The sequence below is a fragment of the Ensifer sp. genome (assembly GCF_035999135.1).
Lineage (GTDB): Bacteria > Pseudomonadota > Alphaproteobacteria > Rhizobiales > Rhizobiaceae > Ensifer.
On record NZ_DASYGZ010000020.1, the window covers coordinates 20,102 to 39,263 of the forward strand.

At 63.4% G+C, this 19,162-nt stretch carries 19 protein-coding genes; 7 read left to right on the plus strand and 12 right to left on the minus strand.

Translation table 11 applies throughout. The annotated features are described in order from the left end of the window. From VGO12_RS01485 to VGO12_RS01515, 7 genes are all read right to left on the minus strand, one after another. Entirely contained in the window at positions 1-531 is a 531-nt protein-coding gene (locus tag VGO12_RS01485) for a gamma carbonic anhydrase family protein (protein ID WP_327510978.1), read from the minus strand. Positions 532-607: 76 nt separating this feature from the next. After that, the gene (locus VGO12_RS01490) at positions 608-1,294 is read right to left on the minus strand and encodes a fumarylacetoacetate hydrolase family protein (RefSeq protein WP_327510979.1); all 687 of its coding nucleotides are present in this window, start codon (positions 1,292-1,294) and stop codon (positions 608-610) included. 251 nt (positions 1,295-1,545) lie between these two features. Then, positions 1,546-1,752 carry a hypothetical protein gene (locus VGO12_RS01495; RefSeq protein ID WP_327495934.1) on the minus strand — a complete coding sequence of 69 codons (207 nt, stop codon included), beginning with the start codon at positions 1,750-1,752 and terminating at the stop codon, positions 1,546-1,548. 335 nt (positions 1,753-2,087) lie between these two features. Beyond that, the gene (locus VGO12_RS01500) at positions 2,088-2,324 is read right to left on the minus strand and encodes a DUF982 domain-containing protein (RefSeq protein ID WP_327510980.1); all 237 of its coding nucleotides are present in this window, start codon (positions 2,322-2,324) and stop codon (positions 2,088-2,090) included. A 272-nt stretch (positions 2,325-2,596) separates the two neighbouring features. Beyond that, positions 2,597-2,833 carry a hypothetical protein gene (locus VGO12_RS01505; RefSeq protein ID WP_327510981.1) on the minus strand — a complete coding sequence of 79 codons (237 nt, stop codon included), beginning with the start codon at positions 2,831-2,833 and terminating at the stop codon, positions 2,597-2,599. A gap of 201 nt (positions 2,834-3,034) precedes the next feature. After that, positions 3,035-3,427 (minus strand): hypothetical protein, encoded by a 393-nt coding sequence (locus VGO12_RS01510; protein ID WP_327510982.1) that lies wholly within the window; start codon positions 3,425-3,427, stop codon positions 3,035-3,037. Between the two features lie 176 nt (positions 3,428-3,603). After that, a complete protein-coding gene (locus VGO12_RS01515) occupies positions 3,604-3,726 on the minus strand; it encodes a hypothetical protein (protein WP_327510983.1) in 123 nt (40 codons plus the stop codon). A gap of 291 nt (positions 3,727-4,017) precedes the next feature. On the opposite strand from VGO12_RS01515, the gene VGO12_RS01520 reads away from it, so the two are divergent. Continuing rightward, positions 4,018-4,842 carry a glycosyltransferase family 25 protein gene (locus VGO12_RS01520; RefSeq protein ID WP_327510984.1) on the plus strand — a complete coding sequence of 275 codons (825 nt, stop codon included), beginning with the start codon at positions 4,018-4,020 and terminating at the stop codon, positions 4,840-4,842. Positions 4,843-4,954: 112 nt separating this feature from the next. Here VGO12_RS01520 and VGO12_RS01525 read toward each other — a convergent pair whose 3' ends face one another. After that, entirely contained in the window at positions 4,955-5,617 is a 663-nt protein-coding gene (locus tag VGO12_RS01525; protein ID WP_327510985.1) for a hypothetical protein, read from the minus strand. Between the two features lie 405 nt (positions 5,618-6,022). Here VGO12_RS01525 and dusA point away from each other — a divergent pair, with 405 nt between their 5' ends. Further along, entirely contained in the window at positions 6,023-7,120 is a 1,098-nt protein-coding gene (gene dusA, locus VGO12_RS01530) for a tRNA dihydrouridine(20/20a) synthase DusA (protein WP_414650655.1), read from the plus strand. Between the two features lie 339 nt (positions 7,121-7,459). On the opposite strand, the gene VGO12_RS01535 is transcribed toward dusA, so the two are convergent. Next, the gene (locus tag VGO12_RS01535; protein WP_034788487.1) at positions 7,460-7,672 is read right to left on the minus strand and encodes a cold-shock protein; all 213 of its coding nucleotides are present in this window, start codon (positions 7,670-7,672) and stop codon (positions 7,460-7,462) included. A 676-nt stretch (positions 7,673-8,348) separates the two neighbouring features. Between VGO12_RS01535 and VGO12_RS01540 the strand changes: the two genes are divergently transcribed. Together VGO12_RS01540 and VGO12_RS01545 are read left to right on the plus strand one after the other, a co-directional pair. Further along, complete coding sequence (locus VGO12_RS01540; protein WP_327511057.1) at positions 8,349-8,918, plus strand: DnaJ domain-containing protein; 570 nt, start codon at positions 8,349-8,351, stop codon at positions 8,916-8,918. A 178-nt stretch (positions 8,919-9,096) separates the two neighbouring features. After that, positions 9,097-9,831 carry an LssY C-terminal domain-containing protein gene (locus VGO12_RS01545; protein ID WP_327510986.1) on the plus strand — a complete coding sequence of 245 codons (735 nt, stop codon included), beginning with the start codon at positions 9,097-9,099 and terminating at the stop codon, positions 9,829-9,831. Positions 9,832-10,058: 227 nt separating this feature from the next. On the opposite strand, the gene VGO12_RS01550 is transcribed toward VGO12_RS01545, so the two are convergent. Then, the gene (locus VGO12_RS01550) at positions 10,059-10,943 is read right to left on the minus strand and encodes an NAD(P)-dependent oxidoreductase (protein ID WP_327510987.1); all 885 of its coding nucleotides are present in this window, start codon (positions 10,941-10,943) and stop codon (positions 10,059-10,061) included. 161 nt (positions 10,944-11,104) lie between these two features. Between VGO12_RS01550 and VGO12_RS01555 the strand changes: the two genes are divergently transcribed. Next, complete coding sequence (locus VGO12_RS01555; protein WP_327510988.1) at positions 11,105-11,455, plus strand: helix-turn-helix domain-containing protein; 351 nt, start codon at positions 11,105-11,107, stop codon at positions 11,453-11,455. Between the two features lie 1,036 nt (positions 11,456-12,491). Here VGO12_RS01555 and tyrS read toward each other — a convergent pair. Both tyrS and uvrB read right to left on the minus strand, forming a co-directional pair. Next, positions 12,492-13,754, minus strand: a complete 1,263-nt coding sequence (gene tyrS / locus VGO12_RS01560) for a tyrosine--tRNA ligase (RefSeq protein WP_327510989.1) — start codon at positions 13,752-13,754, stop codon at positions 12,492-12,494. Between the two features lie 1,006 nt (positions 13,755-14,760). Beyond that, positions 14,761-17,712 (minus strand): excinuclease ABC subunit UvrB, encoded by a 2,952-nt coding sequence (uvrB, locus tag VGO12_RS01565; protein ID WP_327510990.1) that lies wholly within the window; start codon positions 17,710-17,712, stop codon positions 14,761-14,763. Between the two features lie 154 nt (positions 17,713-17,866). On the opposite strand from uvrB, the gene VGO12_RS01570 reads away from it, so the two are divergent. Both VGO12_RS01570 and VGO12_RS01575 read left to right on the plus strand, forming a co-directional pair. Next, positions 17,867-18,025: a hypothetical protein gene (locus tag VGO12_RS01570; RefSeq protein ID WP_327510991.1), complete on the plus strand. Its 159-nt coding sequence runs from the start codon at positions 17,867-17,869 to the stop codon at positions 18,023-18,025. After that, the gene (locus VGO12_RS01575) at positions 18,022-19,077 is read left to right on the plus strand and encodes a hypothetical protein (RefSeq protein ID WP_327510992.1); all 1,056 of its coding nucleotides are present in this window, start codon (positions 18,022-18,024) and stop codon (positions 19,075-19,077) included. The genes VGO12_RS01570 and VGO12_RS01575 overlap by 4 nt, the downstream gene beginning before the upstream one ends. Positions 19,078-19,162: the final 85 nt, after the last annotated feature.

The following is a 19,162-nucleotide window of genomic DNA, read 5'->3' on the forward strand; positions in this document are numbered from 1 at the left end:
TCAGTCCAGACGGGTGAGATCCGACGCGTAGCGCCGCCAGTTCTTGACGTAATGGTCGGCCGAGCGCTTCAGCCCTTCGACGGCCGCGTCGTCCAGCGTGCGGATCGCCTTGGCGGGTGCGCCGACAATCAGCGAATTGTCGGGGAATTCCTTGCCTTCCGTCACCAGCGCATTGGCGCCAACGAGGCAGTTGCGACCGATCTTGGCGCCGTTCAGCACCGTCGCCCCCATGCCGATCAGCGAATTGTCGCCAATGGTGCAGCCATGGATGATCGCGCCATGGCCGATGGTGCAGCCTTCGCCGATCGTCACCGGGTAACCGGGGTCGACGTGGATGACGACGTTTTCCTGGACGTTGGTCCGGGCGCCAAGCCGGATCGGCTCGTTATCGCCGCGCAGCGTCACCCCGAACCAGATGCCGACCTCAGCGCCGATTTCCACCTGGCCGATGACATTCGCGTCTGGCGCCACCCAGTAGCCGCCCGGTGGCGGGGTCTGAGGGCGAAGCGATCCAAGGGCGTAGAGCGGCATCCATTCTGTCCTTTCGCAAATTGGGCCCTTCAGGGCCGAAGAGCACGCGGGCGGCCCGCGTGCTCAGCTGTTTCGCTCAGGCGACGGTGATCGCAAGCGCTGCTACGCCATCGACACCGCAGGTGACTTCGTCACCGCGCACGACCGGCCCGACGCCCGAGGGCGTGCCGGTCATGATGATGTCGCCCGGTGCCAGCGTGAACAGCTTCGACAATTCGGCGATCACCTCCGGCACCTTCCAGACCATCTGGTCGAGATCACCTTGCTGCCGGATCTCGCCATTGATTTTCAGCCAGATGTTGCCGTTGACCGGGTGACCGATCGCTTCGGCCGGCGCGATCGCCGAGACCGGGGCGGAATGCTCGAAGGCCTTGGCCGCGGCCCAGGGCTTGCCCGCCTTCTTGGCTTCCGCCTGCAGATCGCGCCGGGTGAAGTCGATACCAACCGCGTAACCGTACACGCATTCCAGCGCGTCCTCGACGGCGATCTCGCTGCCACCGCGCTTCAGAGCGACGACGAGTTCGACCTCGTGGTGCACGTCCGTGGTCAGCGGCGGGTAGGGGAAGCTGTTGCCCGCGGCGAGCAGGTTGTCCGGGTTCTTCTGGAAGAAGAACGGCGGCTCGCGGTCGGGGTCGTGGCCCATTTCGATCGCATGGGCGGCGTAGTTGCGGCCGACGCAATAGACGCGGCGAACCGGAAATCCGACAAGGCTGCCTGAAATCGGCAAGAGGACGGGCGGCGGAGGGGGGATGATCGTTTCCATGATTGTCCGGATTCGGGCGCCCGCCTGGCCGAAGGGCAGAAGGGCCGCCGTGTTTGGTTCTATTCGCCGCTCGACCGGGTCTGGTCCCGGTCGAGCGGCGAAGAATCCGGACGTTACTGCATAAATTCCCGAATCGGAATCGATCCGTTGAAAAATAAGACGAAGGTTTGAGGCTGGTTTTTGCGGTTTGGGCGCGCCCGTGCAGGCGCGCAAGATTACGGCGCCACGTCAGGCGCCGCCTATGGCAAATGTCAGGCGCAGTGCGCGTAGGCCTGCAACTGGGCTCTGGTCAGGAACCGACCATCCGAGCGCGAGTTGAGCTCGGGATGGCTGTATTCGAGGCTGGGAACCTGGGGAAGCTCAAGGGCCTGGCGCACGGTCATGATGCCGATATCGCGGCGGCCACCTTCACGCTTCACGGTGACTTCAACGATGCGATAGAGATTGCTCTCGCTCATATATTCTCTCCCGTATATCGTTTTTTTTGAAATTCCCTTGATAGGGACTAAACGCTCCGAAATTGGTTTTTGTGAGGCACCTCAGAATATAGGCCAGAGAAATGAAGGCTTCGCGACAGAAATCTGACCATTTCTGGGAAATTCATGCGTGATCAGGCGATTGTGTGCCGAAAAGATGCAGATTTCGGGCATGTAGCCACCAAATGGTACCGCCCAGGCCCGGCGTCGTTCAATAAAGTCGTTTCAAACAAAAAATCTCATTTCCTGCGCGAACCGGCGGCACGCGCGACTGCCCTGTTGCCAAGCGGCGGCGTCGATGCGCCGTCCGGTACGCCTCAGTGGGTGTTCAGGTCGGCCTCTTCGGCAGCCGAGATGAACAGCGATCGCGCCTCTTCGGCCGTGCGGCGCCCGTCGATGGCGGCGCGGCAGGCACTGCGGGCGGCGACATAGAACGGGCCACGCCGGGGCCAATGATCTGCCAGACAAGCGAGCGCGTCTGAGGGGCCTTTGACGGTGCGGCAGTCGCCGCTCACAAAGTCGAGCTCGATCGGCTGTTTCCAGATGACTTGCATGCGTCTCCTCCTCGAGATCATCTCAATGAACATCGCATTGCGACTGCCGGCCCCTGGCTCCTCTCAGGGGTAATCGCAGTCGATCTCTCTAATGTAGCGCAGGAGTCGGCATTTGTAAGCAGCTTTTCCGTGCCGTTACGGCGCGTTGCAATCTTTGGAAGTATCTATGAATGTCTCGTCGCGCGACCTGGCGACGATCAGCCATGCGGGCCTTCCTTCTGGGTCTGCGACACTGGCGGGGAGGAGGGTTCCCAATTCGCTCCTGGTGCCCGTTAGAGCAACCGATCATGTTGCAAGCGTTCGGCAAAGGCGCGGCCGGCTATTAGCAGGCGGCCTTCGTTGGTATTGCCTGCGAGATAGTCGTCGATCAGCATCCGGGCGTGCCGGCGCGCCCGTTCGCCGTCGCGAGCCCATCCCTGTTCGAGGCACAGCGCATCGAAGACGCGTTGCAGCCTGTCCATGTCGCCCTTTGACAGGGCCAGGCACTGTGTCGCACGCAAAGGGGCCACCTGTTCCTCCCGCACGCCGTGTTCTGCCGGTCGTTGAGCGCACTATGGCAGAACGAATGCGAATTGAACCCCTTGGGAATGAGGGGTCAGCTCGGGTCGGGCGTCGGGGTGTCGAGCGCGAACATGCACAACGCGCGCACCGAGGCGATCCTGCCTCGTCCGGACGTTTCGTGTTCCTGGTCGCGGCTGCTTGCGGCGCCGCTAGGCCGCCGGCACCACGCGGTCCACCTTGGTACGGCGGCCGCCTTCCTCGATGCGGTAATAGTCAGCGCCGATCTGCGCATACTGGTCGCAGCGTCGCCCGCCGTCCTCGAAGGTGATGCAGACCTCGTCGCCGGTGATTGCGTAGCTGCCGCCGTCGCGCACTTCGTAATCCCGGTATCCGTAGCGGCCGTCGGCGTAGAAAGTGGAGTTCACGCCATTGAGTGTGTAGCGCAGCGTCTTGCCGACGAGAAAGGCCTGGAGCGCGTCACCCGACAGCGTGGGAACGGAGGGGGCGACCGGCTTGGGCTTTGCGATTTCGGGCGCTTCCAACTCCATCGACTGGCACCCAGCCAAGAGAAGCGTAAGGAGTGCCGCAATCGCACGTTTCATGGAATTCGTCCTTGTTCCTGCTACCGGTAACGATACAGGAAAGCTGCCCTAGTCCTGTCCGGTTGCGCCGTCAAGCCCGTCGATCCGGCGGGCGCGCGTGTCCGGCGGGGGCTTCTACAGCGGCTGCGCGCAAGCAAAAGCCGGCGCTGCAATCCAGCGATGTGGGGCGGGTGCGATCAAAGCACCCCCTTGGCGACGGCTGCGGCAACCGTGGCTGCGAGCGCCAGCAACAGAAATGCCGCGCCGATGATGGTCGCTATTGTGCGCCGGCGTCGTGCGCCGCTCCAATCGTAGCTCATGTCTTTGCTCCGACGACGATCATGTCGATGCGGGACATTCGGCGATTCTGTTTAACAAAATGGAAACCAATAGGGCGGCGGCAGACTGGCGGCCGGGGTGACGAGATCGTTCGTTGTGCAAAGCGGATTGCTCGCGCCCTGGTCGTTGTGACAACCGCAGATCCGTGATAGCCGTCCCTGATACCGTTGATTTAAGATATTTTTTCGGACGTTTCTCCGGTTTGTATTCGTAGCCATGATGTCGGCCACAGCCTGCATGAAGGCTCTTGCCCCGAGCCCGTGCACGCCCCGATGGAAAGACACAGAAAGTTCCCGATGCGCATCCTGGTGATCAATCTTGATCGTTCGCCCGAGCGACTGGTTCATGTGACAGGCCAGTTTTCGCAGCGCGGCCTGTCCTTCGAACGGGTCTCGGCCGTCGATGGCCGTATCCTTGGCGACGACGTTCTGGCACTGCAACCCGTGTCAAAGCTCTGGAAGCGCATGAACAAGGCGGAAATCGCCTGCTTCATGAGCCATCGCAAGTGCTGGCAGTTGATTGCCGCGGGACCGGATGCCTATGGCGCCGTCATCGAGGATGATGTGTTCTTCTCGCCGGATGCGGCGAGCGGCCTGTCGTCGTCGGACTGGATACCGGCCGCGGTGGGCCTCCTGAAGATCGAAACCTTCCGGCAGAAGGTCTTTCTCAGCCGGTCACAGATCCTTGCCGACTCCGGTCGCTCGGTCCATGAATTGAGGGGGTGTCATGTCGGCACGGGCGGATACGTGATCTCGCGCGCCTATGCGGAGCAGCTGCTTGCGCTTTCGGATGGTTCCCTGCCGTGCCCGGTCGACCACTTCATGTTTGATGACCAGGTGCAAAGGCCCGCCGGCTTCAACGTTCACCAGCTCGTTCCGGCGATCTGCATCCAGGGCATCCTGCTCGACAGCGCCGATCCGGCGCATGGAAGCACGATCCGGAAGGCGCCGGGCATGGCCGTTCGCGCCAAACGGAAGCTCGCGCCGCACCAGAAGCTTTGGCGCGAAGTCAAGCGGCTGTCCCTTCAGGCGGCAGCGCTGCCGCCGTTCCTGCTGCGCAGCATCCGCTACCGCTGGACGGTGGTGCCTTTCGGGTAAGCCGGTCGCTGTCAATCGTGGCAGCGCAGCCCGAAGCGTGCCGCCGAAGTCCCTTGCTCGAATGACGGGCAGGGCGACGCACAGACGTCACCCTCCCAATCGCCACCCGACGTCACGCGGTCAGGATCTCATGCATGGGGCTGCCTGCGGGAACGCCAGTCGGCTTCAGGCGCGAGTTGCACAGATGCAGAAAAGACGACCGCCGGGTCGTGAGGTCCTCGACCGAAAGTCCCGGTTCGTAAAGCAGGCCCGTGCATTCGAAATGCAGGTTGTAAAACGCGTCGATGCTCGATGCTTGCTCTGCCAGACCCAGCTCGCGCGCATAATGCGTCAGAAGTTGCGGGCCGATGACACCCCAGGGCTGATCTGCGACGTGAACCGGAAAACCGAACCTCTTGCGCAGCGCCATCTTGTTCCTTTTGCGCGGAGGTACCCACGGCGGAATGAAGTGATGGTCCTCGGACGCTTGCAGAAGCTCTCGCAACAGCTGGCTTTCAGACGGAATTTTCAGAACCGCGCTGCCGATCAGCTTGGAGCTTTCCCAGCCGAAGACGTAGTCAGTTTCTTCGAGGGGTCTCAGGCAATATACATCGCAGTCGACATAGAGCCCCATGTTCTCGCGTTGAATGCGATAGCGGTAGATATCCGAAGCAAGAGCCAACATGCTCGTTTTTCGGAAAACGTCGATTTCCTGCAAGGTCATCAGCTTGCTGGCGTCGAACAATCTCACGCCTTCGGGCGCATCGTCCGGCATTCCAAACGAATGCAGCACCACGTCGTAGCCATTGCGTAGAAAGGATCGCAAACAGGCGGCATGCACAGGTCCAAGCTGCTTGCCGATCCAGACCGTGTTGACAAGATTTGACATCAATTCCTCGTTGCGGCAGTCGGCCCTAACTAAACAAAAATTGCGAATTGTAAACGACCTGGACGCGAACGGTCGCGCCGTTTTCCCGTCGTTTCGGCAGCACCCGACACTCAAGAGCCGGCGCCTCGCTCTGGACTGTTTTGCCCTTTGGCGTTATGGGGGCAGCGCAGCAGCCGATGTCCGCCCCTTGCGGCGCAATCACGTCGACGACGCTGCCCATCGATTTACGACAGGCCCCTGACCTTTTGCTAGATTGTAGCAATCGCATCAGCGAAATGGTCCGATGAGGGCGAAAGCAAGAGCTGACGAAACATGATGACGACGGCGCAAACGGCTGACAGGGCGGAAACGGGCAGGTACTTCAAGGGCCCCGTGTTTGCCGTTGCGCCCATGATCGACTGGACCGACCGGCACTATCGCTTCTTTGCCCGACAGTTGTCGCTCAATACGCTGCTCTATACCGAGATGATCGTTGCCGACGCGATCCTGCGCGGCGACAAGCAGAAGCTGCTCGGCTACGACGGCCTGGAGCACCCGGTCGCGCTGCAGCTGGGCGGCAGCGACCCGGACAAGATGGCGGCGGCTGCGAAGATCGCCGAGGACTTCGGCTATGACGAGATCAACATGAATGTCGGCTGCCCGTCGGACCGGGTGCAGTCGGGCACTTTCGGCGCCTGCCTGATGCAGGAGCCGCAGACGGTGGCGGCCTGCGTTTCGGCGATGAAGGCGGCGGTGAAGATCCCGGTGACGGTCAAGTGCCGCATCGGCGTCGACGACCAGGATCCGGAAGTGGCGCTGCGCACGCTGGTGTCGCAAGTGGTGGACGCCGGCACGGATGCCGTCTGGGTGCATGCGCGCAAGGCCTGGCTACAGGGGCTGAGCCCCAGGGAGAACCGCGAGATCCCGCCGCTCGACTACGGTCTCGTCCATCGGCTGAAGCAGGAAAACCCCAATCTTTTCATCGGCATCAACGGTGGTCTTCAGACGTTGAGCCAGGCCCTTCAGCAGTTGCCGCATGTCGATGGTGTCATGCTCGGCCGCGCGGCCTATCACGACAGCGCGATGCTGACGTCGGCCGATGGGCACTTCCCGCATCCGCTGACGGGCGCTGGTCCGGTGGCATTGGATGCAGCGGCGTTTTCCGAGCGTGGGCATCGCCTCGATCTCGATTTCTGGTCCGGGGTTCGCGACGCCATGGCGGATTATGCGAGCGCTCATATCGCCAGTGGCGGTCGCCTCAACCATGTGACGCGCCATATGGTCGGCCTGTTTCAGGGCTGGGCCGGCGCGCGGCGCTATCGCCAGATCCTGTCCTCCGACGCGACCCGCCAGGGCGCAGGGCCAGAGGTGATCCATGCGGCCTTCGATGCCGTGTTCGAGGCAACCGTGGCCAAGCAGGCGGCGGAGTAGATGCTGCGCCAAGGCATTGCGGCGATGCGGAATGCCAGCTGACGGAGCGTGACTGAAACGTCTCCACGCCCCATCCCGGGCCTGGCCCGAGGCCCCGGTCATCCTCGGCCTGACCCGAGGCCCGCGGTCATCCTCGGGCTTGACCCGAGGATCCATTCACAAGGTTACAAAGGGCGCGTCCGTCGTCCTGGATGAAATCCCGGGGTTGGATGCTCGGGCCAGGCCCGGGCATGACGGAGGGTGTGGAGCGGTCGCGAACCCGCCCCACGGCTCCCAAACGAAAACGGCGCCCCTTGCGGAGCGCCGTTTCCAAATAAGTGTCCGACTGGACGATCCGGCTTAGGCAGCCTGGATGTTGACGGCCTTCGGGCCCTTGCCCATGCGATCCGGCTCGGTGTCGAAGGTGACCTGCTGGCCATCCTTGAGGGTTGCGAGGCCAGCGGCCTGAACGGCGGAGATGTGTACGAACACGTCCTTCGCGCCGCCATCCGGCGTGATGAAGCCGAAGCCCTTGTCCTGGTTGAAGAATTTTACGATGCCCTTGGTGGCCATGGAAGAAGTCCTTTTCCTTCAGTCAATTTGCGTTGCCCGCGCCCCCTGGGGGATGTGGGCATCTCGTCTTCCGCTTGCAAGCGGAAAGGCGTCGAGTGGTCACGATATCGGGGAAAAGACGTCTACGGTGCCGCTGCCGGCAGTCCAGGCACGAGGCCAGGCGCAGTTGCAAGTCCAGTCTCCGGGATAGAAATCGCCCGAACGGCGCAAGAAGTGACAGGATTTGCAAAAAAAGGCAAGCGCCTTGTGCGCCGCGCCAGGCCGGCGCGCGGCGGGATTTGCAGGCGGCCGGCGCTTTCTCCGCCAAGCGTTTGCCCGATGCAAGAAAACCCGGGGATGGCCGGCTTGTCGACACAATTTCGTCCTTCGCCGGTTCGAACGTGCGCACCGACAGCACGTGCGGCCTCTCACTCTGCGTGGAGGGGCAGGCTTGCACATCTTCGGGATAACGCGCAGGTTTTACCGAAGGTTGGTTCCGTCTCCGCGGCGCATGGTTTAGCCAGAGCCGTCGGACGCGGAAGCGGACGATGGAGGATCGGCGGGACCGGCGTAAGATGGTCGCCAGATCCGGACGGGCCTTCGCCCGATGCATGACGCGTTTTGAGTGCGCCGGCCGGCTCGAGCGGGTGGCGGAAGTGACAGACATAGAGGGGACAGCGTGATCGACCCTTACGAAATGCTTGGACTGGAACGGGACGCCGACAATCAGGCGATCCGCAACGCCTATCGCAAGGCGGCGAAATCGGCGCATCCGGATTCCGGCGGCGATCCCGACCAGTTTGCGCGGCTGCAGGTGGCCTATGAGTTGCTCAAGGATCCCGTGCGCCGCAAGGTCTATGACGATACAGGCTACGATCCGCAGCTCGCCGATCCGCGCGACCTCAAGGGCCTGATGATGCTGGAAACGCTCGTCAACGACTTCATTCTCGACGAGCGCGAGCCCGGCAGCTTCGATCCGGTCGCCGCCATGCGCCGCAAGCTCTCCGACGACATCGTCAAGAGCCGCTTCCACATCCTCGAGCTTGAGCGCCACCGCGCCCGGGTGCGCAAGCATCTCGACCGGCTCGGCCGCCGGCCGGAGACCGACGTGCTCGGCTCGATGCTGCGCGCCCGCTCGCGCTCGATCGCCGAGGCGATCAAGAACACCGACGAGCAGATCAAGACCATCGAGCAGGCCTATGAGATGCTCGAAGGCTATTCCTACGAGCTGGAAGCGCTGGAGGTGAAGGCGCACGCGGCCGAATAGCGCGTCCGCCGCGTTCGCATCCCGTCCTGACCGCCACCGCGAAGCCGGCAGCGGTCGCGCGCGACCTTGTCTGTATGGTATTGCCTGCGCCGCTGTGCAGCCGTCGCCATCGGTGTCATGGTTGCCCTGTCCCGATGGTCGGGCGTTTTCGGTCAAGCCTGGAGCGCAGGAGAGTGGCATGAGCCGTCGCCTGAGGATGCGCGCAGCCTTTCTGCTTCTGGCGGCGATGCTCGCCGCCTACCTCGCCATCAGCTATTTGCTCGTCCCCGACCTCTGGCTCTTCCGCGATTCCAGGCGGAAAGTCCCGCTCAACCCGATGGTGACATCCACGGAGCAGGGCATTGCCGGCGACCCGATCAATGTCGGTCTGGTCGGCTCCCGCGAGCAGCTGATCCGCGCCTTTGCCGCTGCCGGCTGGGATGCAGCTGACAAGGTCACGCTCCGGTCGTCGGTCGACATCGGCCTCAGCGTCGCGCTCGATCGTCCGGATCTGGATGCGCCCGTCAGTCCGCTGTTTTACGAGGGGCGCAAGCAGGATCTCGCCTTCGAGAAGCCAGTCGGCCGCAGCGCTGACCAGCGCAACCATGTGCGCTTCTGGCAGACCGCGACGGCCGGGCAGGGCAACGGCCCGCTCTGGCTCGGTTCGGCGAGCTTCGATCGCGGCGTGGGCCTCAGCCATGACACCGGCCAGATCACCCACCACATCGGCCCCGATCTCGACGCCGAACGCGATCTGGTGATCGGCGACCTTGAGAAGGCCGGGCAGGTGGCTGAAACCTACGAGATACCCGGTGTCGGCGCCACCAGCAACGGCCGCAACGGCGGCGGTGATCCCTATTTCACCGATGGCAAGGCTTTGGTCGGCGTGCTCAATCCGGCAAGTGCCGCAAGCGCCGGGGCGGCGGCGAAGTAACACGCCACGCGCGCTTGCCTCCCGGCGCTTGCCGCAAGGATCGTGGCGCGACGGGACGGCGTGAAGTCTGCTCCATGGCGATCGGCCGCCGCTTCGACCAGGCGGACTGCCCGTGTCGCCGACGAGGCCGGGGGATTTGCCGGCAACAGCAATCTCATGTCGCGATAACCGGACCGTCCGCCTGCGGTGGCGCGGCCCCCGACCGCCGCGCCGTTCGTTCTCTCGTCCTACTCTGGCCGCCCCATGAACTGGGACAGCGAGGCGAAATCGTCGTGCAGGTGGCCGGCGTCGATCGCACGGCGGAAGATCGTCTCGTAGCCGTCGGTGATCGTCCGGTCGATGCCGCGGGCCTTCATCAGCTCGACCAGGTGATGGAAGGCGCCGTAATGCGGCGAGACGGAAGAGAGCGTTTCGTCGTCGGCGGCGTAGCGCCCGGCGGCGCAGCGCTTGATCAGGTCCGAGACCAGGCCGTCGACAACAGGCGCCGTCGCGCTCCATTGTTTGGCGAGCGTACCGAGGTCGATCGCCTCGGCACGCGCAACGGCGATCGCCTGCAGCCCGCCGAACAGGGCGCCCCACATGAGCGCCAGCAGGGCGCTGTCGAGCGCATTGGCAAGGCCCGGATCCTCGCCGATAAACCGGATATTGCCGCCGAGCGCGCCAAGCGCGCCCCGGCCCGCCTCGAACACGTCCGCCGGACCGGACACGAGGATGGTTCCGGCTTCCGTGCCGATGTAATCCGGTGTCGCCATGATCGCCCCGTCGAGATGGCGGATGCCGTGTCGCTCTGCCCAGGCGGCCACCTCGCGGGCGCCATCGGGAGTGCCCGAGGTCAATTCGATCACGAGCTTGCCCTTGAGCGCTGTGGCGATTGCGCCGTTGCGCAACAGGCCTTCGGTCGCGTGGTAGTCGCTGACATTGACGACGACGACCTCGGACGCGGCGACGGCATCGTGCACGTCTGCGGCGACCTTGGCGCCTGCGGCGGCAAGCGGCGCTGCCTTTGCCGGCGTGCGGTTCCACACGGTCGTCGGATACCCGGCCTTGATGAGCGCATGCGCCAGTGCCGATCCCATGCGTCCCGTTCCCAAAACGGTGATTGCAGGTTGCATTCCCAGTCTCCATATCCTTGGCGCGGGACGCCGGTTTCAAGCCTGCCCGCGGCGATTGCCAGAGCGACGGATTGTCGTCGCGGCTGAGACGTAAGGTGGCAGCGGCGGGTCGCAATACGCACCGGCTGGTAAGCGCTTACCGCGACGTAAGGGAGGATGACGTGACGGGTTCAATGGAAAACTGCGGTTTTGCGACCGCGCTCAGGGCGGTCGAAGGCAAGTGGAAGGTCGATATTCTCTGCGAGCTCGGCAAAGCCGCCCGCCGTTTCGGCCGGCTGCGCCAGGCGATCCCCGAGATCAGCGAAAAGATGCTGGCGCAGCAGCTGCGCGAACTCGAAGCCGACGGCCTCGTTGCCCGCGCGACCTATGCGGAAATCCCGCCGAAGGTGGTCTATTCGCTGACCGAGCGCGGTGCCGCGCTGAACGTCGCTGCGGAGGCCCTCTGCCAATGGGGCGAGCGGTTCGGTGGAGATGTGTCAGCACCCGAGACGAAGGTCGCGGCAGCCGTCTGACCACTGCCGTGACGGTGCTGGAGTTGGGCGGGTGCCAGCGCCGCACTCCGGCCCGCTGGAAGATGGCCACGGGCTGACGCAACCCGCTCCGCCCTGTTTCCTTGTGCTCGTCACAGGGGGCGGGAGATGCCGAGCGACGGCGGTGTCTCCTCCCGCGCCGCGGACGCGACGCTGCTGGATTCCTGTGACGAGCACAGGAATGACGGCGAGTGGGGGCGGTGCTGGCACTCATCAGCCCATGGCCGGGCGAGAGCTGCCGGGCGAGACTGTACGCACGCGGTGGTGTTTTTTTCCTTCGTGCCGAGCGGTTGCAGCCCTCTCGACCCTCTTCCCTGTGCCTGTCACAGGGATGCGGCCGTCGTGCGTCCGCACGGCGGGAGATGCCGAGCGACGAAGCGACGTTCAGGCGTCGGGCGGCAGCTCCTTTCGCGCCGCGGACGCGACGCTGCTGGATTCCTGTGACAGGCACAGGAATGACGGCGGTTTGGGCTGGTCTAGGGACGTCTTCCGATACCGCCGTGATTCTGCGATCCGATGCCGCCGATCGGCCCGAGGCGAGGGCCGTCGGGCTGACGGTGGGTCCGGCATAGCTTCAAGCGGTACCAGCTTTACGCGGCCATCTGGCGACACTTGTACGCACGCGGTGGTATCTACGTTCGTGCCGAGCGGCTGCAGCCCTCAATCAGCCCTCGTCGCTGTGACAGATGTTCAGGCCGGAGAGATAGCTGACAGATGTTTGTGGAGATCGCTGACACATCGTGCGTTGCAGTCCCCAGGGGAGAGGTGCCAGGGAACTCTGCATGTACTCGGTGGTGTTTCCTTCGTACCAGGCGGCAGCAACCATCTCCGCCCTCATCTCTGTGCTCGTCACAGAGATCCAGCCGCTGCGCGTCCGCGCGGCGAGAGACACGCGTCGTCCGGGTGCGGCGTTCCACATCTTGGGCGGCAACGCCGGCCGCGCCGCGGACGCGACGCTGCCGAAAGCCCGCGACAGGCCCTTACACGAGAGCGGCAGAGTTGGGTCCGCCGAGCCGTTCTACCTCACCACCGCATGGCGCTTGCGGCCGAGCGACACACGGACCGGACCTGCGGCGACGGACACCTTCGTCTCGGTGTCTTCCACCACGTCGCCATCGAGCCGAACGCCACGACCGGCAATCGCTCGCCGTGCCGCGCTCTTCGAGGCCGCCATGCCGGCGCGCACGAGCAGGTTGGTGAGCGCAATGCCCGCGGCTTTCTCTTCCTCGCTGAGCACCACCATCGGCAGTCCCGTGGCCGCTTCGCCTGCGCCAAAAGCCTGCCGTGCCGTTTCCTCTGCCCGCCGCGCGGCATCCGCCCCGTGCACCAGCGCCGTCGCCTCGTTGGCGAGCCGTTCCTTCACCGCGTTGAGCGCAGCACCCTCGGCGCGGCCGAGCCGTTCGATCTCGTCGAGCGGCAGTTCGGTGAACAGTTTCAGGAACCGCACGACGTCGGCATCCTCGGCGTTGCGCCAGAACTGCCAGTAGTCGTAGGGCGACAGGCGGTCGGCATTGACCCAGACCGCACCCGCCGCCGTCTTGCCCATCTTGACGCCCGAGGCGGTGGTGAGCAGCGGCGTGGTCATGCCGAAGACCTCGGCGCCCTCGATCCGGCGCAACAGATCGACCCCGCCGACGATGTTGCCCCACTGGTCGCCGCCGCCGAGCTGCAGCCGGCAGCCGGTGCGGCGGAACAGTTCGAGAAAATCGACCGCCTGCAGGATCATGTAGTTGAATTCGAGAAAACTGAGGTTCTCCTGCTGCTCTAGCCGCGACTTCACGCTGTCGAAGGAGAGCATGCGGTTGACGGAGAAATGTTTGCCGACGTCCCGGAGCATGTCGATCCAGGCCATCTGGTCCAGCCAGTCGGCATTGTTGACCATGACTGCGTCGGTCGGCCCATCGCCGAAGGTCAGCGGCCGCTCGAACACTTTTCGGATGCCGGCGACATTGGCCGCGATTTCCGCCTCCGACAGCATCGGCCGCGCCGCCGAGCGAAAACTTGGATCGCCGATCCGCGTGGTGCCTCCGCCGATCAGCACGATCGGCTTGTGACCCGCCTGCTGCATCCGCCTGAGCGCCATGATCGGCATGAGATGCCCGACATGCAGACTGTCCGCCGTCGCGTCGAAGCCGGCATAAACGGGCACGACCCCGGCCGCAAAGGCGCCGTCGATGCCGGCAAGGTCAGTCACCTGGTTGACATACCCTCGCTCGACCAGCGTGCGGGTGATCGCCGAGCGCGGCTCAAAGGCATCGATGGGATCGTCTGTTTGTGTCATCGGTACTCTCCATGGCTATGCCGCCAGGGAGCACTGAACAAACCAAAGCCGCCTGACGGCGGCTTGTTTCAAGGCATGATCGAAACGCGCCGCTCCCTATGGGGACGTCGCATAATAGGTGGCAACGATGAGCGCGGTCTTGATCATCGTGTGGTTGTAGCGGGGAATGGGGGAGGCGGCAAGGTGCGGGTGTATGGGCGCTCGTTGATGTTAGGCCAGTCAGCACAAGGTGTTCTATTGAAAATTATCTGGAATACGCGGACAGGTTGTTGAACTGCTAGGTGAAATCATGCGAGCTTCCGCACAACGTAGTAAATTCTCGTCTATTATGGATGCTTCTTATGGGATTATTTTAAAGCATTCGAAATGGCGCATTCCATACTTATTTTTCAAATGAATCGTGACGATAATAGGCATTATCCATACAGGCAGGCTAAAAAGTATGTAGAATTCATTTCTTTTAGAAAAAATAAAATGACAGACGGTGAGGTCCGGCAATTCGTTGTTTCTTGTAGGCAGGTAAAAACTTCGATCAAGAACTTGACCGGAAAGATCGCGTTGAGCGGCGAGATCTCCGACTGTGACCGCCAGATGGACCGTGCGATTGAGATCGCGACTTCAGTTGCATAGGTTAAGTAGATAGCGCGGCTGCACCCGGCGGGTCGTTCTTCTCGTGGCACTTCTCCAGTTTTTGTTTCGCTGGATATTAGAGAAGTCGATCTCCGAGTCGCAGGCCAGGTTTTTCTTGGAAGCGAGTGGTCATCAGCCTATCGGAGAGGCCGATGGCCTCTTCCTTTGTAGAGTACCGGAAGTTGGGTGGGATCAGCGGCTATCTTGACCATGGGGCTCTAACGCTTGGACCGATTTCGGAGAATACATTGCGTGCAGTAACTTGATCTACGCCACTGCTATAGTGTTCTGTTTCAAGTATTCATTTCATGGAGTTTCGTAGTAAGCGGGCTCGGGCTGCACTCGTTTTCGAAGTCCGTCATCTTGCCGCTTACCTCTACCGCCCAGGCCGCCCCGTCTTGCCCTTCGTCCGCCCCTTCTGCCGCTTCTCGTCCGCCGGATCCTCATAGGACCCGACGCCCGGTTTCGCCCGTGTCAGGAGCGGCTTTTCCGGCACATGACCGGTCACCGGTTTTTCCGTCCGCCCGACGGTCATTTCGTCGAGGGTGTTGCGGCGGAACAGGGATTTGTCGGCGCCGGCGGGGGTGGCGATGTCGCGGCCCATGTCGTCGAGGTGGGGTTTCTGGAAGTAGCTGTCGGAGGAGGAGGGCGCAGTACCCCCCTCTGTCCTGCCGGACATCTCCCCCACAGGGGGGGAGATTGGGCTGGGCGCGCCCTTGCCTGATCGCTTGCCACCTTCCATTGATTTGGCCTCTTCCCGCGCCATCGGGTCGTCCATCGCTGCCAGTTCGGCGGCCTTGAGGCGTTTGATTTCGTCGCGGAGGCGCGCGGCCTTTTCGAAGTCGAGGTCGGCGGCGGCGTCGCGCATCTGTTTTTCGAGCGCGTTGAGGTGGGCCTGCAGGTTGTTGCCGACGAGGTGGCCGCCGTCTGCGAAACCCTTGCCGGCGACGCCGGAGATGTCGGCGCGGACGTGGTCCTTCTCGTAGACGCTATCGAGGATGTCGGAGATCTTTGCCTTCACCGATTCCGGGGTGATGCCGTTGGCCTCGTTGTAGGCCATCTGCTTTTCGCGGCGGCGGCTGGTTTCGTCCATGGCGCGCTGCATCGAGCCGGTGATCTGGTCGGCATAGAGGATGACCTTGCCGTCGACGTTGCGGGCCGCGCGGCCGATGGTCTGGACCAGCGAGGTCTCGGAGCGCAGAAAACCTTCCTTGTCGGCGTCGAGAATGGCGACGAAGCCGCATTCCGGAATGTCGAGGCCTTCGCGCAGAAGGTTGATGCCGACGAGCACGTCGAAGGCGCCGAGACGCAGGTCGCGGATGATCTCGATGCGCTCCAGCGTGTCGATGTCGGAGTGCATGTAGCGCACGCGAATACCCTGTTCGTGCAGGTATTCGGTGAGGTCCTCGGCCATGCGCTTGGTGAGCACCGTGACGAGCGTGCGGTAGCCGGCGGCCGCCGTCTCGCGGATTTCGCCAAGCACGTCGTCGACCTGGGTTTTCGCCGAGCGCACTTCGACCGGCGGGTCGATCAGGCCGGTCGGGCGGATGACCTGTTCGGCAAAGACGCCGCCGGACTGTTCCAGCTCCCAGGATCCCGGCGTCGCCGAAACGGCGATGGTATCGGGGCGCATCGCGTCCCATTCCTCGAAGCGCAGCGGGCGGTTGTCCATGCAGGAGGGCAGGCGGAAGCCGTATTCGGCCAGCGTCGCCTTGCGGCGGAAGTCGCCGCGATACATGCCGCCGATCTGGCTGACGGAGACGTGGCTCTCGTCGATGAACAAGAGCGCGTTGTCGGGGATGTATTCGAACAGCGTCGGCGGCGGCTCGCCGGGGTTGCGGCCGGTGAGGTAACGCGAATAGTTCTCGATGCCGGCGCAGGAGCCGGTCGCCTCCAGCATCTCGATGTCGTAGCGGGTGCGCTGCTCCAGCCGCTGGGCTTCGAGCAGGCGGCCGCCCTTTTCCAGCTCGGCCAGGCGATGCACCAGCTCTTCCTTGATCGCCTTGATGGCGCCGTTCAGCGTCGGGCGCGGCGTGACATAGTGCGAATTGGCGTAGATCTTGACCGACTTCAGGTCGCCGGTCTTCTGGCCGGTCAGTGGATCGAACTCGGTGATGGCGTCGATCTCGTCGCCGAACATGGAGATGCGCCACGCCGCGTCTTCCAGGTGGGCCGGGAAGATCTCGATCGTGTCGCCGCGCACCCGGAACGAGCCGCGCTGGAAATCCATGTCGCGGCGCTTGTACTGCTGGGCGACGAGGTCAGCGAGCAGCTGGCGCTGGTCGAGCCGGTCGCCGACGCTCATCTGGAAGGTCATGGCGGTATAGGTTTCGACCGAGCCGATACCGTAGATGCAGGAGACCGAGGCGACGATGATGCAGTCGTCGCGCTCGAGCAGCGAGCGGGTGGCCGAGTGGCGCATGCGGTCGATCTGCTCGTTGATCGACGATTCCTTCTCGATGAAGGTGTCCGAGCGCGGCACATAGGCTTCCGGCTGGTAATAGTCGTAGTAGGAGACGAAGTACTCGACCGCATTGTTGGGGAAGAAGTTCTTGAACTCGGAATAGAGCTGGGCGGCCAGCGTCTTGTTCGGCGCCAGGATGACGGCGGGACGCTGCGTCGCCTCGATCACCTTGGCCATGGTGAAGGTCTTGCCCGAGCCGGTGACGCCGAGCAGCACCTGGCTGCGCTCGCCCGAATTCAGACCCTCGACCAGATCGGCGATCGCCGTCGGCTGGTCGCCGGCGGGCTGGTAATCGGAGATCATCTGGATCTCGACGCCGCCTTCGGATTTCGGCGGGCGGGCGGGCCGATGCGGCGTCCACAGCTTGCCGTCCTTGAACAGCGGATTGCCGCTCTCGATCAGCGCCGACAGTGCTTCCACCGTGGCGGTGACGCCTGAGATGGAGGTCAGCTTGGCGGCATCTTCCAAGGACACGTCGAGGCCGGCGACCGGGTTGAGGCCGGCGGCGGCGCGCGTCTTCGGGTCGGTCGAACCGCCCATCGAGGTGCCGCGGGCGGACTTGCTGCCGACGATCTCGACCTTGCCCTTCTTGCCCTTCTTCGGCGCCGCGTCGTCTTCAGCACCGGCTGCCTTGCGCGCGGCCTTGGAGGCGGCGATCTCCACCGTCTTGCGGTGCTTGCCGGCCTTGGAGGCGATCTGGCGCTGGGTTTCGAAGGCGGAGGCCTCCGCATCGGCCTCGAGCTGCTTCACCCAGTCGGAGACATTGCCGCTGAGCGGCGCACCGGAGAAAGGCGCCTGCGGCGCTTCTTCGAAACCGGACGGAGTGGAGGGCTTCTGAGGAGCATTCTTCGGAGCTTTGGTCATGGCGGGGAATATGGCGAGAGTCCGGTCGAAAGAAAAGGGGCGAAGGAGTACAAAAAGGCAACATATACGGCACTGGATGGTTGCGGTTTTCCGGCCAAGGCGTCAGGGTTGCGGCGCAGAGCGAGCCCGACGACAGCGATCAGAAGACCGCACGATGCTTGAACGGGTGGCGCAGCTCGTGATCGCAGCATTCTTGGCTCTGCTGGCCATCGATGGTCTCGATGCGTTCTTTCCGGGCGCGTTTTTTTTGCTGGCGGGTCAGGATCGGGATAGGGGAGCTGAATTGGGGGAACGGATGGGAGTTTGGGCATGACGCAATCGAGGCCGAGGGACGACAAGATGTCCAAGGTGCTGGCGAATGCGGAGGTGCTGGTGAAAGTCAGGGCCGTGATCGCCGAACACAATGCGATGCGCAGGAGCGTCATCGCCCAGTTGTGGTGGCGGCGGCTCTGGATCGGCGGTGGATCGGTGGCCGGCGTCCTGCTCTGCGCCTATGCGGTGAGTTACTTTTCCGTGCCCGGCGGCGATTATTTGGCGATGGTGCCTGTGGTAGGCATGCTCTGGGCCTGGTCCAAGATCGACAAGACGGTCTGGCATAGACTTGAGCGCACGCAAGATGCCCTGCTGCCGGCTATCTTCGGTTTCGTCGATGGTTTTCGCTTCAGTCAACGCGGGTGGCCGGACGTTGCCGGTTCGCTCACGCGACTGGATCTCGTGGCGTTCGACGTCGCCGACTATGAAGACCTCATCGACGGCACTGTCGAAGGGGTTTCCTTCTCGCTGTGCGAGGCGCAACTGGGCATCCAGAAGAGCAGCAAACGCAGCTCGGTCGTCAATCAGTTTCGCGGGCTTGTGCTCAAGGTCAAGCTCGACACTCCGTTTCCGGGCTGGCTGGTGGCGCGCAAGAAGCGCTTCGGCGGGCTGCTGGACGCGATCGACAAGGGGTTCAGTGCTGCCGACAGCAGGGACCTTGTCGCGCTGTCTGCCGATGACGCCAGGGATCTGTGGCAGGTGCCGGGCGCGATATCGAGCGGCAGCCGCGACCTTGATCATAGCCACGAGTTCGTGACGGACAATCTGGCCGCTGCCGCCGGCGTGATCGATGAGGTTGCGAAGACCATCGCGTTCCTCTCCAGTTCGTTCGACGATGACGTCGTTCGTCTCGCGCTCAGCGGCGACAGCTGCATCGTCCTGCTGCCGTCCAGACACGACTTCTTCGAGCTGCCGAACATCTATCGCGAGATGACCGAGGCCAAGATCGTGCCGATGCTCTCCGACTTCGTGACCCTGCTGGAGATCGCCAGGCTCCTCAGCCGTATCGGTGCGGCAGGCGAGCAGCGGCCAAAGGCGGCGAGCGCCGGCTAGGGGCCCGGAGCGTGTGGCACAATGCGGCCCGGACGGTGTCATGCCGGGGCGGCCGAGCTGGCGCACGTCCCGGTCGTCGTCGTCC

Bases quoted from the DNA above. Each gene is read 5' to 3' on its own strand.
- VGO12_RS01485 (WP_327510978.1), bottom strand. From the start codon at position 531: ATGCCGCTCTACGCCCTTGGATCGCTTCGCCCTCAGACCCCGCCACCG.
- VGO12_RS01490 (WP_327510979.1), bottom strand. From the start codon at position 1,294: ATGGAAACGATCATCCCCCCTCCGCCGCCCGTCCTCTTGCCGATTTCA.
- VGO12_RS01495 (WP_327495934.1), bottom strand. From the start codon at position 1,752: ATGAGCGAGAGCAATCTCTATCGCATCGTTGAAGTCACCGTGAAGCGT.
- VGO12_RS01500 (WP_327510980.1), bottom strand. From the start codon at position 2,324: ATGCAAGTCATCTGGAAACAGCCGATCGAGCTCGACTTTGTGAGCGGC.
- VGO12_RS01510 (WP_327510982.1), bottom strand. From the start codon at position 3,427: ATGAAACGTGCGATTGCGGCACTCCTTACGCTTCTCTTGGCTGGGTGC.
- VGO12_RS01515 (WP_327510983.1), bottom strand. From the start codon at position 3,726: ATGAGCTACGATTGGAGCGGCGCACGACGCCGGCGCACAATAGCGACC.
- VGO12_RS01520 (WP_327510984.1), top strand. From the start codon at position 4,018: ATGGAAAGACACAGAAAGTTCCCGATGCGCATCCTGGTGATCAATCTT.
- dusA (WP_414650655.1), top strand. From the start codon at position 6,023: ATGATGACGACGGCGCAAACGGCTGACAGGGCGGAAACGGGCAGGTAC.
- VGO12_RS01535 (WP_034788487.1), bottom strand. From the start codon at position 7,672: ATGGCCACCAAGGGCATCGTAAAATTCTTCAACCAGGACAAGGGCTTC.
- VGO12_RS01540 (WP_327511057.1), top strand. From the start codon at position 8,349: ATGCTTGGACTGGAACGGGACGCCGACAATCAGGCGATCCGCAACGCC.
- VGO12_RS01545 (WP_327510986.1), top strand. From the start codon at position 9,097: ATGAGCCGTCGCCTGAGGATGCGCGCAGCCTTTCTGCTTCTGGCGGCG.
- VGO12_RS01550 (WP_327510987.1), bottom strand. From the start codon at position 10,943: ATGCAACCTGCAATCACCGTTTTGGGAACGGGACGCATGGGATCGGCA.
- tyrS (WP_327510989.1), bottom strand. From the start codon at position 13,754: ATGACACAAACAGACGATCCCATCGATGCCTTTGAGCCGCGCTCGGCG.
- uvrB (WP_327510990.1), bottom strand. From the start codon at position 17,712: ATGACCAAAGCTCCGAAGAATGCTCCTCAGAAGCCCTCCACTCCGTCC.
- VGO12_RS01570 (WP_327510991.1), top strand. From the start codon at position 17,867: ATGCTTGAACGGGTGGCGCAGCTCGTGATCGCAGCATTCTTGGCTCTG.
- VGO12_RS01575 (WP_327510992.1), top strand. From the start codon at position 18,022: ATGACGCAATCGAGGCCGAGGGACGACAAGATGTCCAAGGTGCTGGCG.